This is a genomic window from Lelliottia nimipressuralis (assembly GCF_004115925.1).
Classification (GTDB): domain Bacteria; phylum Pseudomonadota; class Gammaproteobacteria; order Enterobacterales; family Enterobacteriaceae; genus Enterobacter; species Enterobacter nimipressuralis.
The window spans coordinates 53,103-68,809 of the sequence record NZ_SDDX01000011.1 but is presented as its reverse complement, the minus strand read 5'-3'; the positions used below and the strand labels follow the sequence as shown (position 1 = coordinate 68,809).

Below are 15,707 nucleotides of genomic sequence, written 5' to 3'. Positions count from 1 at the left end.
ATGCCCGGCACGCTCATAGTTACAAAATCCCCAATCCCGACCCCGCAATCGCCAGCACAAAAGTGACGGCAATCAGCATTACCGGATGCGCTTTCTTGACCCGCAGCAGGTAGTACATCAGCAGGGTATAGCCCATCGGCAAAATGTTCGGGAACACCTTGTCAAAGAAGTCCTTTTGCAGCGCCACGCTGTGAGTGGCATCGATGGTAAAGCTGGTGACAACGTTGATGTGCACGTACGAGGCTATCAGCCCGCCGATCACCGTGATCCCAAGAATGGTTGCCGACCGGGCGATCATCTGTGAATTTTCTCGCACCTTATCGATCGCTTTGATCCCCACCGTATACCCGACGTGCGTCCAGCCTACGCGCAGGAAGAAGATCGCAAGGTAAACGGCGAAGAACAGTATCGGCCCCAGCAGGTTGCCCTGGCTGGCAAACGACGAACAAATCCCGGCCATGATCGGCAGCAGCGTAAACCAGAAAATCGCGTCGCCAATTCCGGCAATAGGGCCAAACAGCGCCACTTTCAGCCCTTTAATGGTGCTGCGGTTTTCGCCTTTCTCCTCCATGGAGATCAACAGGCCCATCAGGAACCCCACCAGATTCGGGTGAGTGTTGATAAATTCCAGATGATCCTTCATCGCCGCGCTTAACCCTTCTTTGTCGCCTTTGTAGATCTTCTTCAGGATCGGCAACATCGCCCAGGTAAAACCGCCCGCCTGCATGCGTTCGTAGTTAAAGCTCGCCTGCAGTAGAGAGGAGCGAAAGCCAAGGCGGGTAATGTCTTTTTTACTGATTTCAGATCCCATTGCTGTAATCCTCTTCATCTTTTTTCGCAGCAGTGACAGCGGGCTGCGCGGCGTTTTTGGCTTTAGCGTTAAAGAACTCATACACCGCAAATCCGGCCCCCAGCACGGCCACCGGCAGCAGGTTGCTCACCTGGATATAACAGACGAACAAGAACCCGGCGATGAGATACGGAATGTACTGCGCCTTGAACATCACGCGCAGCAGCAGGCCGAAGCCGACCGCAGGCAGAATGCCGCCCGCGACTTCAAAGCCGTGGGTAAGCCAGGCAGGCATCGCTTTGACCAGCGCCTGCATTGGTCCCTGCGCCAGATAAGTGCAGAGGAAGGTAATGACGGCGTAAGTGCAGGCGACAATCAGCGTCGTTGTCCAGTTCAGACGGGCGAAAGCGGCGGTGTTGGTCTCTTTCGCGTACTTATCGGCCTTCGACATAAACAGCGAGAACGCTGAATAGAAGAACAGAATCACATACTGCATCAGCAAGCTAAACGGCAGCCCAAGACCAATAGCGGTTTTGGCATCGACCCCGGTGGACCAGGCAATGACGGTGGTCATCACCCCGGCCATAATCGGGTTCGGCGGCTGCACACCGCCGGCAGGGGTTAAACCGGCGAACGCCAGCTCCGTCAAACCGCCGGTAATTAAGCCGATGTGGATATCGCCCAGAATCGCCCCGGTGAGGGTACAAACGATGATGGGACGAAACAGAAACAGTGCTTCCAGCCAGAAATCTATCCCTAGAAAAAATACTAAAGCCGCCAGGGATATCCCCTGAATCAATGTTATTTCGTGCATTTTTTTGCCTCGTAATGATGACTTCAGCTATTTGAATGTCGAGACACTGCCACTAATCGGGGATGCCCTCTTTCGCATCACCGGGAACATCCTGGATAAAAAGATTCACGCCGCTGTGCTTGATAAAGCGCAGATCGTCGAGATCCTGTTCGTCGACATACACTTTGCTGCTGATCTGCCGTTTCCCCTCTGAGAAGTGCATATTGCCGACATTGACATCCTTCAGTGGCACGCCGCCCTCAATCAGTTTCCTGACGATGTCCGGCGTGCGGCAAATCAGGAAAATTTTCTGGTGCGGCGCGGCTTTTTCAATGATGGCGATAGTCTTCTCGATGGAGAAAAAGCGGATACCAAATCCATAGGTATCGGCGGTGATGCCCATCAGTTTTTGCTGGATCTCGTCTTTGGCGACCTCATCGTCAACGACGATCAACAAATTGGCTCCGATGGTCGACGTCCATGTCACACCAACCTGACCATGCACCAGACGATTATCGATACGGGTCAATAAGATATTGGGACTGCTCATAGTCTTCCTTCCTGCCGATGTTGAGTTGTGAGTGTTGTTGTCTTTATCAAACGGTGGCGGAATTGAGCACCAGCTTGTTGGCCGATCCGCAGACGTTTATTTTGTTTTTTACCACCTCTTTCATGGCGTCCATACCCACTCGCATGTAGTAACGCGGATCGTTACCCTGCGGATTTTCGCGAAACCACTCTTTGACCGCCGCGGAAAACGCGATTTTCAGTTCCGTCGCCACATTCACTTTGCATACGCCAAGCTCAATAGTGCGACGCACATATTCATCCGGCACATCGCTCGCGCCGTGCAGCACCAGCGGAATATCCACCACGTCGCGGATTTCACCGAGGCGTTTAAAATCAATTTTCGGCGTTTTGGTGTACAGCCCATGCGCCGTGCCGATTGCCACTGCGAGGCTGTCGACGCCGGTCAGTTCGACAAAGCGTTTCGCTTCCTGCGGGTCCGTCAGAAATGCGCTCTCTGCGTCCACGCTCATGTCGTCTTCCACACCGCCCAGCCGTCCCAGTTCCGCCTCGACGCTGCAATCATTCAGATGGCAGAAATCCACCACCGATTTCACCAGCTTCACGTTTTGCTCAAACGGGTAATGACTGCCGTCAATCATCGCGCTGCGCACCCCCGCATTGACCTTGCGACGAATATCATCCAGTGATTCGTGGTGATCGAGATGCAGTGCCAGCGGCATGTCGTAGCTAATGGAGTAGGCGCTGCACAGGGCGTAGATCTCTTCGAAGGCGATATGTTTATAAGTGCCGGGCGTTCCGGCGAGGATCACCGGCGATCGCATTTCGCTGCACACTTCGAGGATCGCCTGGATCGTCTCGGCGTTATGGATGTTAAACGCAGGCACGGCATACCCTTTTGCCTGGGCATCCTGAAGAAGATATTTGGTGGAGATAATGCTCATGATGCGCTCCTTGGGGCTGGCCACGGGTGAATCACAACGCCTTGCACTACGCGGTTGACGGTACCGCTGGCGGATGGGGTGTCCGGGGTATTGCCGACGCTAATCGACTGGGTCAGGGCAAAGACCTGGGCGTAGATCAGGAAACAAAAGGCCAGTTCCACGTCGATAAAGTCACGCGAGGCGGGCAGCAGAATGTGAGGGCCAGCGTCGATCATCGGATCGCGATCGGCGGCGATGGCGATCACATGCATGGCCTGGCCGTCGCGGCGCAGTTCTTCCAGCAGATCAAGATCGTACTGGCGCGTATACCGATGGCTGGAGACAAATACCACCACCAGGGTTTCGTTATCGACCAGCGATTTCGGGCCGTGACGGAACCCGGTCGGGGAGTCGTAAAACGCGACCACTTTCCCGGCGGTAAGCTCCAGCACTTTGAGCGCCGATTCCCGAGCTGCCGCTTGTAATCCGCCGCTGCCGAGATAGACGATGCGCTTCCAGGGCTTATCACCGAACACGCCGTGACTGAAATCGGTTAGTGAGGCGAGGATCGACTGGCAGCGATCCGCCACGTCCTGGAAGGTGTGACAGTTGATCGTATCCGGTGCGAACACCGCGAGGCAGCTCGCCATCATGGTGGTGATGCTGCTGGTCATGGCGAATCCGCGATCGTGCGTTTCAGCAGGCATCAGCAGGGCAAAGGCGTTGTCGCTGGCGACGGCGGTTTGGTACAGGCTACCGGCTTCGTTGCAGGTGATTGTCAGGTGATAGCACGCAGGGACGAACTGGTTTGCCAGCTCGACGGCGGCCACGCTTTCCGGGCTGTTGCCGGAACGGGCGAACGAAACCAGCAGTAAAGGATGCGCAGAGTTCAGATAATCCATGGGATTCGTCACCAGATCGGTGGTGGGAATCGCCGTAAAATTTTTCCCGGTGTGGCGTGAAAGCCACGGGGCGATAATGTCGCCGATAAATGCTGATGTTCCCGCTCCCGTCAGAACGATCCGCAGATCGTCTTTTTGCAGCAACGGTGAGAGGAAGCGATCGAGAGTCTGTCGGATATTGGCGATATTTTTGAGGGAACGGCTCCAGCAGTCGGGTTGCTGACGGATCTCTTTTTCCGTCCAGGTGCCGGTGGCGGTTTGGCTTTCTGACATAACGCAGTCCTTAGTAAGGTGAAACCCACGTCAGACGCCAGTGCAGTCACTTTTGCCTTTCGTTTCGTTTCACTTGTTCGATTGATTAAAATCTATCGAAAGGAAAACGAAAGATCAACAAACAAAAAGAAATAAAACGAAAAGTGTGATCAAAGAGACACGCAATTCAAATCATCATATTGATAAATAAGAAATATTCTAAAAGTATATGTCCTGCAAGATATGATGACGAAAGGAAAAGAAAGGCCTTGCGGATCTACACCGAAGGCCAAGGTAATACACAATGAAAGGGCTAAGGGGGAGAGCCTGCCCTGAATGAAATGAAAAAGTTGGCGTTAGATCCCTTCCTCAACGGGCTTTTCATCCCGACAGCGGCCCAGCTCATCCACCAGACTCGTCAGGCCGCGATGCCCGCACTCCAGCGCCTGTAAGCGAAAGGCTTCGCTGCTCAGGCCGTCGCGCTCCATCACCATCTCCAGCAGCAGCTGCAAATTAGTGCCAGTGATCACTTCCCAGCCGGGCTTTTCCATTGCCATGGTGGAGGCCACGCGGAAAGGCGTACCGCCCAGCAGATCGGTCAGAAAGACGATATCTTCCGCATCACCCAAATCGGCGATCGCCCGTTCCAGCTGCGAGGTCAGCAGGGCAGTGGTGGAGGTGTCGGGAAAGTCGATGGCGACAAACTGCTCCTGCTCACCGAGGATCTGCTTCATCGCTTTTTCCAGCCCGCTGGCAAACCCACCGTGGCCCGTCAAAATAATGCTTAACATCTAAGACCTCTTTGTATTCACAGGAAGTGACAGAATTTACCTACCACGCCAAGCACCACCGTAATGCCGATGAGGCGTAACGGGCTCCAGCCACGGCGGACCAGCCAGAACATGGTCAGGGTATAGACCAGCGGCAGAAACGCAGGCATCAGCTTGTCGATCACGTCGGTTTGCAGTTTCACCACCGCGTCCCCTGCGGTGATCTCAAGCGTGGTATTCAGGCGCACATAGGTGGCAACCAGCGCACCAATTACGGTCATCCCGACGATGGAAGCCGCGTGGCCGACCTTTTTGGTGTTGGCCTTAATCAATGGAATGGCGGCGACGCCCATACGATAAGCATAGTGTGCCAGACCAAAACGCAGACCCAGGTGTACCACGTTGAACATCACAATAAACACGACTGCGCCAAGAATTGAGCCTTGCAGCGCAAGACTGGCGCCGATACCGCCGCAAATCGGCAGCAGCGTCAGCCAGAACATGGCATCGCCAATCCCGCCGAGCGGCGCGCCCACCGCAATCTTGGTGCTCTGAATGCTGTTCACGTCCTGCTTCGAGCGCTCCATCGCGAGAATAATGCCGATCACAAAGGTCACCAGGAACGGATGGGTGTTGAAGAACCCCATATGCCCCTTCATGGCGCGCGCCAGATCGCGTTTGTTGGTGTGGATTTTTTTTAGCGCCGGAAGCAGGCCGTACAGCCAGCCTGAGGCCTGCATACGCTCGTAGTTGAACGATGCCTGCAGCAGCATCGAACGCCAGGCCACACGGTTGATATCCTTTTTCGTCAGCTCCGCACCGATAGTCTGATCTTCATAGATATTTTCGTTCACGCCGGACAGAAGCGTCTCGTCGGTTTCGGAGACGGTCGGCAGGGTGGTTTGATTAGATGCCATCTTCGAATTCCTCTTTCTGGGCGACCGGCGTGGCCGGTTCAGGTGTTTTACGCAGAAAATCGATCAGCGCCATCGCCAGCGCCGCCGCAGCAATGGCCAGCACCGGCAGTTTGAGCCAGGCGGCGGCGACAAAACCAAGGATGAAATAGGGGATGTAGACGTTTTTCATCATGATTTTCAGCAGCACGGCAAAACCAATCGCAGGCATGATGCCGCCTGCCATGCCCAGACCGTCAATCAGACGGGCAGGCAGAACATCAATGGCCGTTTTCGCGTGCTCTGCCCCGAAGTAAATCGGCAGGAATGCGCAAAGAAAATAGAAGATCCCCAGTGCCAGGAGTGCGAGATAGTTCACCCGCTCGATCCCGTTGGTGTCGGCGTTCGCCGCCATCCGGTCGCAGCGCGCCATCACGCCGGACATGACCGAGAACAGGAAAGTAATCCCCATCTGAACCGCAACAGCGAACGGCACCGCCACACCCACCGCGACTTCCGGTTTTACGCCCGTGGTAATGGCGAACGTCGTCCCGACAATAGTACCGATAATGACGTTCGGCGGCTGCGCGCCCGCCAGCGGTGCCAGCCCCATCCACACTAATTCCAGCGTCCCGCCGGTCAGAATACCCGTATGCAGATCGCCCAGAATCAGGCCCACCAACGGCCCAAGCACCACCGGGCGGTGCATATGCGTTAATCCGTTGAACATATCCAGGCCCGCGATAAAGGCGAGAATGCCCAACGCAAATGCCTGCAACAGACTGATTTCCATTGTGAATCCCTCAGAGTAGTTTAAAGAGCTCCAAAGCGGGTTCTGTCGGGACGCCCTGCACGAAGCATTCCACCCCGGCGGCTTTCAGGCCGCTAAATGCCGCAATATCACCGGCGTCAACAGAGACCGTTTTGGCAATTTGTTGTTTGCCATTGGCGTAGTGCATGTTTCCTACATTGATACGTTTCACGGGCACGCCGCCCTCAACGAGGGTCAGGAAATCGGCCGGTGACTTGCAGACCAGCAGGATTTTCTGTCGGTCGGCGGCGCGATGAATGTTGTCGATCACTTTTTGCAGGGACCAGAAACGCACCGCGATCCCCTCCGCCAGCACCATTTCCATCAGGTTTTGCTGGACCGAATCCTCAGCGACGTCATCATTAGCGACCAGCACCAGATTCGCGCCTGCGAATCCCACCCACTGAACGCCGACCTGGCCGTGGATTAAACGTTCATCGATGCGGCATAAGACAATGTTTGGCATGGCATTATCCTCTTCGTTGTTATGCGTTTTGGGACGACGCGCCCTGACAGGCTGCGTGATACTGGCGCAGTATGTCCTGAATGTGGTCGATAATGAGTTCCCGTGGCGTCGCCTTGAGAGCCTCCTCGCGAACTTTTCGATATTGCAGCGGCAGGTATTGGCTCACGAGCGGAAGGGGAATCGGCTCATCCGCCAGATTGCGCACCAGCCGTTCGAAGGCGTCGTCGATCTGACTGTCCGGCCAGTAGTAGCGAACGCGATCCGAATAGCTGTAGCCGCGCGCCAGCCGACGAGCGTTGCCGTCGCCGTGGTAGTGGCTTTGCCAGTATTCCGGGCGGTCGAGCATCACGCTTTCAAGCACCTGACGCAGGCCCGAGCTGGCTTTGGCCGGCAGCAGCTCTTCTTCAATAGCGGCGAGTGAGAACAGCGCTTCGCGCAGGGCGAAAGTGAGAGCCGGGCCGACTTTCAAAATCGCGAAGTGATCTTTTACCAGCTGGCGCAGCGCCTGTGGCGTCTGGTAGTCGGTGGAGTGCGCTTCAAAGACCAGTGAATCCCAGGATTTTGCCATTTCACTGAGCGCAACGGCGTTTTCCGGGCGATAGTCGATCACATGGGTATGGTCGAACTCAACGCCAGGCTGCACAACCAGCCCGATAATGCGTGGCCAGACTGCGCTCAGCCCCTGTTTTTCAAAGGCGTGACGATGGGCTTCCAGCGTGGCGCGAGCGGCTTGTGGTGTGGTCACTTCCAGTTCGGTTAGCGTCTCGTGAGCACCGCCGGGAACCGGCACTTCTGTGCCAATCACGTACACCAGGTCTGACTCACCAAAGCGCTCGCGGCAGGTCTGTTCGGCGATCTTCGCCAGCCGTGCGGCGCGCTCGGCGACGATGGCGTCCGTGAGCGGCACCGGATCGTCCTCGCATGACATGCTGCAATCGAGGTGGATCTTTGTAAATCCAGCGGCCACGTAGCTTTTGATCAGATCGTCGGCGTTGGCCATCGCTTCACTGGCGGTGAGGTTTTGCCAGCGATTAGGGCCGAGATGATCGCCGCCTAAAATCAGCTGCGACAGGGGGAAATTCAGCCCGCTGGCAAGCTGGCTGACAAAAGCGTGAAAATCGGCGGGTGTCATACCCGTGTAGCCGCCGAACTGATCCACCTGGTTGGAAGTGGCCTCAACCAGCAGGGCGGTGTGATGATCGCGAGCGAAGCGAATCGCGGCTTCAAGTACCAGTGGATGTGCGGAACAGACGGCGTAAATTCCGTTGTCTGCCCCTGCTTTGTGCAATTCCACCATTTCAATAAGATGTTTCACTTTCCTCTCCACGTTGGATGGTTTGAGTGCTAATCTTTCGTTTTATTTCACTTTATACTGCGTGATGGTCTTATAAAAATAAAACGAAAGATAATGGTTTTCCGATCTGTTTCACAAAAGAAACATAATGAAAGGTTTCAGCTCGAAGAGAATAGGATGTCGGAAGCGGGATGGGGCTTGCATTCCCCTAAAAGAAAGGCGTTAATAGATAAAACGAAATGAAACGAAAGATTTTCTTAAAGGAGCTCGCATGAGCAGCACCGAATCCTCCACGGAGAAACGTGTGACCGGCACCAGCGAAAGGCGTGAACAAATTATCCAGAGGTTGCGGCAGCAGGGTAGCGTGCAGGTGAACGATCTTTCGCTGCTGTATGGCGTATCAACGGTGACGATCCGCAACGATCTCGCTTTCCTGGAAAAACAGGGTATCGCCGTTCGTGCCTACGGCGGCGCGCTGATCTGCGATGGCAACACGCCGGGGCTGGAGCCTTCCGTCGAAGATAAAAGCTCACTCAATACGGCGGTCAAACGCAGCATCGCCCAGGCGGCAGCCAATCTGATCAAACCAGGTCACCGCATCATTCTCGACTCCGGCACCACGACCTATGAAATTGCGCGCATGTTACGCCAACATACGGACGTGATCGCCATGACCAACGGCATGAACGTGGCGAATGCGCTGCTGGAAGCGGAAGGCGTCGAGTTGCTGATGACCGGCGGGCATCTGCGTCGTCAGTCGCAGTCGTTCTACGGCGATCAGGCTGAGCAGTCGCTGCAAAACTACCATTTCGATCTGCTGTTCCTGGGGGTGGATGCTATCGATACGGACCGTGGCGTCAGTACACACAATGAAGATGAAGCCCGGCTGAACCGTAAGATGTGCGAAGTGGCGGAGCGGATAATCGTGGTGACCGATTCCAGCAAGTTCAATCGCTCAAGCCTGCATAAAATCATCGATACCCCGCGTATCGATATGATCATCACCGACGAAGGTATTCCGGCTGAGAGCTTACAGGAGCTTCAGCGTTCGGGGATTGAAGTGGTGCGGGTAAAAGAGTGAGCGCAGGTTAGGCCTACGCTCATCTCTATTAGCCAAACAGCCGTGATAACCAGCCGCGTTTCGTCCTGACAGGTTCTTTATCCAGATGCTGCGGGTGCGCGGCCATTTCGCCCAAACCCCCTTCAAAGGCTTCGCCGATCGCGTGTAACGCGGCGCGAGCCTCTTTTCCTTTCACCCTGAACCGCAAACGATGCCCTTGTTTCGCGCCCAGAGACACGACGCGCATCAGATTACGGGCATCGACTACGGGTGAACGCGTATCCAGGTTTTCCACGAATACTTCTGCGGGCCACTGTTTGACCGTTTTCACCAGGATTGCGCCCGGTCTGGCATGAAGACCATGCGGATTGCGCAGGGTGAAAGTGGCCTCTTCATCAAACGTCAGCTGTTCGTCATTATTCGTCTCTTCCGCTGTGTAATTTCCGGCAAGGACGTCCAGCACTTCTCGCGGCGTGGTAGCACGGGCGAGAGCGGCAGGGACATTGTCGTCGCCAAGAGCGTGAGTTAGCTGGCGGAGAATATCGAGATGTTCGTTATCCTGTGCAGCGATACCGACGATCAGCCGCGCCGTTTGTCCTTCGCCCCAGTCAACGCCCTGTGGGCAGACCAATACACTGACGCCGGTTTTGAGCACTGCATCGCGGCTCTGGGGTGTGCCGTGTGGGATGGCGATTCCATTGCCAAGAAAAGTGCTGATTTGCTGTTCGCGTGCTTCCAGCCCTGCCAGGTAGTCGCTCCGGGCCAGTCCTGCCAGCTCCAGCGCGGCAGAAACGGCGCGCAGCGCTTCGCTTTTGCTATGAATATGGTGATTAAACTGGATATCGCTCTGGGTCAGTTCCATCGTTATTCTCCTTATTTGATCGCATTCGCCAGTGAAGCGTGAACCTGAGCACGTTTTTGCCACAGGCGCCACACACCCAGCATCACAGCGCCGCAGGCCGATCCGGCGAGAATGCACAGCACCCAGGCGAGAGGTTTGCTCACTAATGGCAGAATTAAGAAGCCACCGTGCGGGGCAGGTACCTGAATGTGCAGGCTATAGCTGAGTACTGCGGAGATCGACGAAGCGATCATCATCATCGGGATGACGCGCAGAGGATCTTTCGCGGCAAAGGGGATCGCCCCTTCGGTGATGTGCGTGCAGCCAAGGATATAGTTAACCATCCCGGCGGCGCGTTCTTCTTCACTAAACCCTTTCGGGAAGAAAGTCGTGGCCAGAGCAATCACCAGCGGGGGGGTAATACACGCGGCGGAGACACCCGCCATAAAGAAGTAGTTACCTTGTCCTAGAAGCAGTGTACCGGTTACATAGGCCGCTTTATTGACCGGGCCGCCGAAGTCGAAGGAGCACATGGCACCGACCACTATCCCCAGCAGAATTGGGTTGGCTTCCTGCAAAGAGCTTAGCCAGGCCATCATGCCCGTATTAATGGCTGCGACCGGTTTACCGAGAAGTACCATTAGTACGCCAATGACCAGTACCCCGACCAGCGGCATAATGAAAATGGATTTCAGCCCTTCATACTGGCGTGGCAGACCTTCGAGCCAGTGGCGAACCAGTAGCATAAAATAGCCTGCGGCAAAACCGGCGATAATCCCGCCCAGGAATCCGGCCCCGGTAGCATTGGCAAGCAGGCCGCCGACAAACCCGGCCACCAACCCCGGTCGCCCGGAAATAGAGTAGGCAATGTAGGCCGTAAAGACCGGCACCATAATTGAAAATGCCTGCTGGCCTACTTTCATCAGCGTGGCGGCGATAACGTTGTACTGCGGTGAGTTCGGGTCGGCAGAGAAGATGCCCCACAGGAAGGAGATCGCAATCAGGATCCCGCCCGCCACCACAAATGGCAGCATGTTCGATACACCGCTCATCAGATGCTTATAGACTTGCCTGCCGACAGATTCGCTGGCCTGAACTTCATTAGTGACGTTTAAAGCGCAGTTCCCCTGGCGAATTGCTGCCTGTCCATGGACCACTTTATTGATGAGATCGGCGGGATGGTGAATAGCCTCTTTGACTGGCACCTCCAGCACAGGGAGCCCGTTGAAACGATCAGCGTTCACGTCTTTATCGGCAGCGATAATGACCCCGTAAATGTCGGTTAAATCGTCGGAAGTGATAGTGTTCTCCACGCCGGATGCACCGTTGGTTTCAATTTTTATCGCAATATTCAGCTTCTTCGCGGCTGTTTTCAGGGCTTCTTCCGCCATGAAGGTATGCGCGATACCGGTAGGGCAGCCGGTCACTGCAATGATTTTTTTCATTTTCAGACCTTTATAATGTGACGACTTTGAGGTGTGTGCGTAGGTGTTCTATACGATTAAGCAGACCTAATCCGGCGGAGCCTGCAACGTCTGCGCCCGTCGCGCTGGCAAGCGTGAGCGCGTCAAGCACGCTGCCGCCGGGCAGCCAGACGCTAAGAAAAGCGGCGAGGGCAGCATCACCCGCACAGGCTGAACTGATAAGCGCAATCGCAGGGGCCGGGCAAAACCATTGCGATTGTCCATCGGAAAAAAACATCCCTCTTGCGCCAAGGGTCAGCAGCACGTGACGGGCCCCGAGCTGGTGGAGCGTCCTCATGGCTTGTTTTAACGTCTCCGGTGAATCCACCCTGAGGCCAAAGATCTCACGCAGTTCATCATCGTTCGGTTTGATCAATAGCGGCTGGAATTCGAGAAGCTGGCGCAGCGCCGGATGGCTGATGTCCAGGATCACCTCGCAGCCTTTCTGCTGACAAAGCGCCATGATTTCTGCGTAATAGCGACTTTCAATACCCGGTGGAAGGCTGCCGCTTATCACCAGATAATCGCCGTTTTGCAGGGGGGAGAGGTGATCAAGGATCTGCTGTTTACATTCATCATCGATCCAGGTTCCTGGGTTGACGAGTTTGTACTCCTGCTGACCATCATGAATAAAGACGTTGATGCGCGTGGGTTCACTGACCCACGCCGGGGTGATCGCTATTTTACGTAGACGGATCTGGTCAACGATGTAGCGGCCTGTAAAGCCGCCGAAAATGCCAAGAATATGGCTCGGTGTGGCGAAGTGTTGCAGAACCAGCGAAACATTGACGCCTTTTCCATTTGGGCAATACTCCGTGTGCTGCGTGCGGTTAACGATCGCCGGTCGCAGGGGGGCGCTGAAAATATTCATATCAACAGCGGCATTCAACGTCAGCGTATAGATCACGACTTTGCTCCTTCATGTCAGGAATTACAGCTGTCCTTCACACCCACAAACGTGGATCACCTTGCGAACAACCTCTTTCATCGCCGCTTTTGCGGGCTGCATGTAGTGGCGAGGATCGTTAGCGGTTGGATGATCCTGTAGGTAATGTTTGAGGGCATCGGCAAAGGCAATTTTCAGTTCCGTCGCGACGTTCACTTTGCATACGCCAAGGGAAATGGCTCTGCGGATATCTGCGTCCGGCAGACCAGAGGCGCCGTGCAATACCAGCGGCACGTCGACACAATGACGAATAGCCGCGAGACGTTCAAAATCGAGCTTTGGCTCGGCGTGATACAGGCCATGAGCCGTGCCAATGGCAACCGCCAGAGAATCAATCCCGGTTCGCTCGACAAATTCGCGCGCTTGATCCGGATGGGTGTAAAGGGCGTCTTTGGCATCCACCACCAAATCATCCTCCACACCGCCCAGCCGTCCGAGTTCTGCCTCCACGCTGGCATCATAGCGATGGCTGAGGGCGACCACCTGCTGCACTATCGCCACATTCTCTTCAAAGGGAAAGTGCGAGCCATCGATCATCACTGAGCGAATCCCCGCCTGGACCTTGAGGCGAATATCATCGAGCGTTTCGTGGTGATCGAGATGCACTGCCAGGGGCAGATCCCACAGCTTTGCCAGATCGCTGGCAATGGCGATCACGTTACCGATCCCGGCGTAGTGATAGGTGCCAGGCGTCCCGGCGAGGATGACCGGCGAGCGCATTTCTGCGGCGGTTTCCACCACCACCTGCATGGTTTCCAGATTATGAATATTAAATGCAGGAACGGCATAACCATGGGTCTGCGCTTTCAACAGCATATTTTTACTTGAAATGATGTACATCTTCTCCCCTTACTTTCAAAATTAAACTCATGTTGTGTTAATTGCCTTCGTTTTGAAAGTAATGTAATGATCCTCACCGGTATCTGTTGTGATCAAAAGCACATAACGATGATCCATTTTAAAAAATGAAAGTTAAGAGGGGTTGTTATGTTTCATCTGTAAACGTAAATTAAGGACCGGATAGCCTGGCAATGCTTTGAAAAAGAGATTGTTTTGATGAATAACCAGGAGAGTCATGGCAGGGTGTTTGACATGCTCTGGGGGAAATTTCAAAATGAAAGTTATTCCAGCTCTCGTGATCTATTCGTTATAAGGTTCTAAATTGTGGCAAAACCGTCAACCAGCCTGCTAAAAAGGCGTTTAGATATTGCGGAGATTGTCCGTAAGCAGGGTGAGATTAAAGTTGATGACCTGGCCGATATGCTAGGGGTATCGGGTGTCACTATCCGCAACGATCTTAATTATCTTGAGCAGCAAGGTTATCTTAAACGCTCTTTTGGTGGCGCCATTTACACGGCGCAGCAAGGGGGGGCGCCCGTGCGCGAACGCGAACCGGTGGCATCAGATAAAGCGCTGGAAACCGAAATGGCGCGCCAGCTGGCAGCACTGACAGCAGGAAACGAGATCTTATTTTTGGACGTAGGACCTATCCTGCGCAAATCCATTCCTTTTCTGGCGGAGCATGAAGCGCTGAGCCTGGTATTTAATGATTTACACCATGTGACTTTTACCAGCGAGTTTCTCTGCGGTGAGCACGTGCTGCTGGGAGGGAAGCTTTCCTCCTCAGGAGACTCCACCGAGGGGGATATCGCGATAGCCTCCTTGCGCCAGCATCAACCGGATCGGGCACTGATTGTCGTGGATTATGTCGGTGAAAATGGAATCATTAGCGTCACTAGCGAAGCCCGTGCGCAGCTGTTGTCTGCATTACTGGCAGTATGCCCGCAGGTGATTGCTGTGATCCCACATCGCCCGGTATACGGTGAAACACGGTTTGCGGTTGGCAATTTGCAGCAGCTGGCAGGTGTTGTGACACCGCAGGTGGTGGCGGCAGAGTACCATACGCGATTGCAGGCGGCCGGAATGACCAATAGCTACACCAACAATGAATGTTTGACCTGGCTTAACCCCGCTTTGCAGAACGTGAAGTGAAGGAGCGAAGATGAACGTCACCATTTGCACGATCGGTGAATTACTGGTCGAATTTCTGGCAAAAGAGGCTAACCAGGGCTTTTCTCGTCCCGGTGAGTTTTGGGGCCCGTACCCTAGCGGAGCGCCGGCCATTTTTGCCGATCAGGTTGCGCGTCTCGGCTACGACTCCCTGCTCTTCAGTTGCGTGGGAAATGACGCGTTTGGCGAGATGAACATTGCTCGTCTGGCCCGGGATGGCGTGAATGTCAGCGGCATTTCGGTGCTGAGTAAAGCCACGACGGGCAGCGCTTTCGTCAGCTACCGCAGCCAGGCGCAGCGTGACTTTATCTTTAATATGCCCAACAGTGCCTGCGGGCTGCTGACTGCCGATCATATCGATGAATCCCTGCTTAATCGTTGTAATCATTTCCATATTATGGGCTCATCGCTTTTCTCCTTCCGGATGGTCGACGCCATGCGCAAAGCGATTGAGAACGTTAAATCACGCAATGGCACTGTGTCGTTCGACCCGAATATCCGCAAAGAAATGTTGAATATTCCCGAGATGTCCCAGGCCTTTGAATACATTCTGGATTACACCGATATTTTCCTGCCAAGCGACGGTGAGCTGGATTACTTTGGGTTGAGCGCAGGTCAGCAGGAACAAAAGTGGGTGGATAAACTTCTGGCACGCGGTGTGGGGCACGTGGTGATTAAACGTGGAGCACGGGGCGCCAGCTATTACAGTGCCAGCGAACAACACCATGTGGCGGGATATCCGGTCGAGGTGATTGACCCCACGGGAGCCGGTGACTGCTTTGGCGCGACCTTCGTCTCAATGTTCCTGGCCGGAAAACCAGCAGAGACGGCGCTAAAATGGGCTAATGCCAGCGGTTCGCTGGCGATTTCACAGCGTGGGCCGATGGAAGGTACATCGACGAAGGCGCAAATAGCGGAATTTATGCAAAAGCATCCGTAGGCACTGCGCTTGCGCAACCTACGGA

At 54.7% G+C, this 15,707-nt stretch carries 17 protein-coding genes; 3 read left to right on the top strand and 14 right to left on the bottom strand.

Translation table 11 applies throughout. The annotated features are described in order from the left end of the window. Window positions 1–19: 19 nt before the first annotated feature. From agaD to kbaZ, 10 genes are all read right to left on the bottom strand, one after another. Window positions 20–811, bottom strand: a complete 792-nt coding sequence (agaD, locus tag ETG88_RS10440; RefSeq protein WP_129035375.1) for a PTS galactosamine transporter subunit IID — start codon at window positions 809–811, stop codon at window positions 20–22. Continuing rightward, complete coding sequence (agaC, locus tag ETG88_RS10435) at window positions 801–1,604, bottom strand: PTS galactosamine transporter subunit IIC (RefSeq protein ID WP_129035374.1); 804 nt, start codon at window positions 1,602–1,604, stop codon at window positions 801–803. Before agaC ends, agaD begins: the two co-directional genes overlap by 11 nt. Window positions 1,605–1,656: 52 nt before the next feature. Further along, window positions 1,657–2,133 carry a PTS galactosamine transporter subunit IIB gene (gene agaB / locus ETG88_RS10430; protein ID WP_100778777.1) on the bottom strand — a complete coding sequence of 159 codons (477 nt, stop codon included), beginning with the start codon at window positions 2,131–2,133 and terminating at the stop codon, window positions 1,657–1,659. Window positions 2,134–2,179: 46 nt separating this feature from the next. Further along, the gene (gene kbaY / locus ETG88_RS10425) at window positions 2,180–3,055 is read right to left on the bottom strand and encodes a tagatose-bisphosphate aldolase subunit KbaY (protein WP_129035373.1); all 876 of its coding nucleotides are present in this window, start codon (window positions 3,053–3,055) and stop codon (window positions 2,180–2,182) included. Beyond that, window positions 3,052–4,209, bottom strand: a complete 1,158-nt coding sequence (locus ETG88_RS10420) for an SIS domain-containing protein (RefSeq protein ID WP_129035372.1) — start codon at window positions 4,207–4,209, stop codon at window positions 3,052–3,054. The genes kbaY and ETG88_RS10420 overlap by 4 nt, the downstream gene beginning before the upstream one ends. A gap of 335 nt (window positions 4,210–4,544) precedes the next feature. Continuing rightward, window positions 4,545–4,979, bottom strand: a complete 435-nt coding sequence (gene agaF / locus ETG88_RS10415; protein ID WP_123428272.1) for a PTS galactosamine/N-acetylgalactosamine transporter subunit IIA — start codon at window positions 4,977–4,979, stop codon at window positions 4,545–4,547. Between the two features lie 17 nt (window positions 4,980–4,996). Then, window positions 4,997–5,875, bottom strand: coding sequence for a PTS N-acetylgalactosamine transporter subunit IID (gene agaE, locus ETG88_RS10410; RefSeq protein ID WP_095283527.1), 879 nt, complete (start codon window positions 5,873–5,875; stop codon window positions 4,997–4,999). Further along, on the bottom strand, window positions 5,865–6,644 hold the full coding sequence (gene agaW / locus ETG88_RS10405; RefSeq protein WP_129035371.1) for a PTS N-acetylgalactosamine transporter subunit IIC: 780 nt from the start codon (window positions 6,642–6,644) through the stop codon (window positions 5,865–5,867). The genes agaE and agaW overlap by 11 nt, the downstream gene beginning before the upstream one ends. A gap of 10 nt (window positions 6,645–6,654) precedes the next feature. Continuing rightward, window positions 6,655–7,128, bottom strand: coding sequence for a PTS N-acetylgalactosamine transporter subunit IIB (gene agaV, locus ETG88_RS10400; RefSeq protein ID WP_129035370.1), 474 nt, complete (start codon window positions 7,126–7,128; stop codon window positions 6,655–6,657). A gap of 19 nt (window positions 7,129–7,147) precedes the next feature. Further along, entirely contained in the window at window positions 7,148–8,443 is a 1,296-nt protein-coding gene (gene kbaZ, locus ETG88_RS10395; protein WP_129035369.1) for a tagatose-bisphosphate aldolase subunit KbaZ, read from the bottom strand. Window positions 8,444–8,693: 250 nt separating this feature from the next. Here kbaZ and ETG88_RS10390 point away from each other — a divergent pair, with 250 nt between their 5' ends. Further along, entirely contained in the window at window positions 8,694–9,503 is an 810-nt protein-coding gene (locus ETG88_RS10390) for a DeoR family transcriptional regulator (protein ID WP_100778785.1), read from the top strand. Window positions 9,504–9,531: 28 nt separating this feature from the next. On the opposite strand, the gene ETG88_RS10385 is transcribed toward ETG88_RS10390, so the two are convergent. The 4 genes from ETG88_RS10385 to ETG88_RS10370 are packed head-to-tail and all read right to left on the bottom strand — an operon-like array spanning window position 9,532 to window position 13,572. Further along, entirely contained in the window at window positions 9,532–10,344 is an 813-nt protein-coding gene (locus tag ETG88_RS10385) for an HPr family phosphocarrier protein (protein ID WP_129035368.1), read from the bottom strand. 11 nt (window positions 10,345–10,355) lie between these two features. After that, window positions 10,356–11,768 carry a PTS fructose transporter subunit IIC gene (locus ETG88_RS10380; protein WP_129035367.1) on the bottom strand — a complete coding sequence of 471 codons (1,413 nt, stop codon included), beginning with the start codon at window positions 11,766–11,768 and terminating at the stop codon, window positions 10,356–10,358. Window positions 11,769–11,778: 10 nt separating this feature from the next. After that, complete coding sequence (gene pfkB / locus ETG88_RS10375) at window positions 11,779–12,693, bottom strand: 1-phosphofructokinase (protein WP_129035366.1); 915 nt, start codon at window positions 12,691–12,693, stop codon at window positions 11,779–11,781. A gap of 24 nt (window positions 12,694–12,717) precedes the next feature. Beyond that, window positions 12,718–13,572 carry a tagatose bisphosphate family class II aldolase gene (locus ETG88_RS10370; protein WP_129035365.1) on the bottom strand — a complete coding sequence of 285 codons (855 nt, stop codon included), beginning with the start codon at window positions 13,570–13,572 and terminating at the stop codon, window positions 12,718–12,720. A 324-nt stretch (window positions 13,573–13,896) separates the two neighbouring features. On the opposite strand from ETG88_RS10370, the gene ETG88_RS10365 reads away from it, so the two are divergent. Beyond that, window positions 13,897–14,724, top strand: a complete 828-nt coding sequence (locus tag ETG88_RS10365) for a DeoR/GlpR family DNA-binding transcription regulator (protein WP_129035364.1) — start codon at window positions 13,897–13,899, stop codon at window positions 14,722–14,724. A gap of 10 nt (window positions 14,725–14,734) precedes the next feature. Then, a complete protein-coding gene (locus ETG88_RS10360; protein ID WP_129035363.1) occupies window positions 14,735–15,682 on the top strand; it encodes a sugar kinase in 948 nt (315 codons plus the stop codon). Window positions 15,683–15,707: the final 25 nt, after the last annotated feature.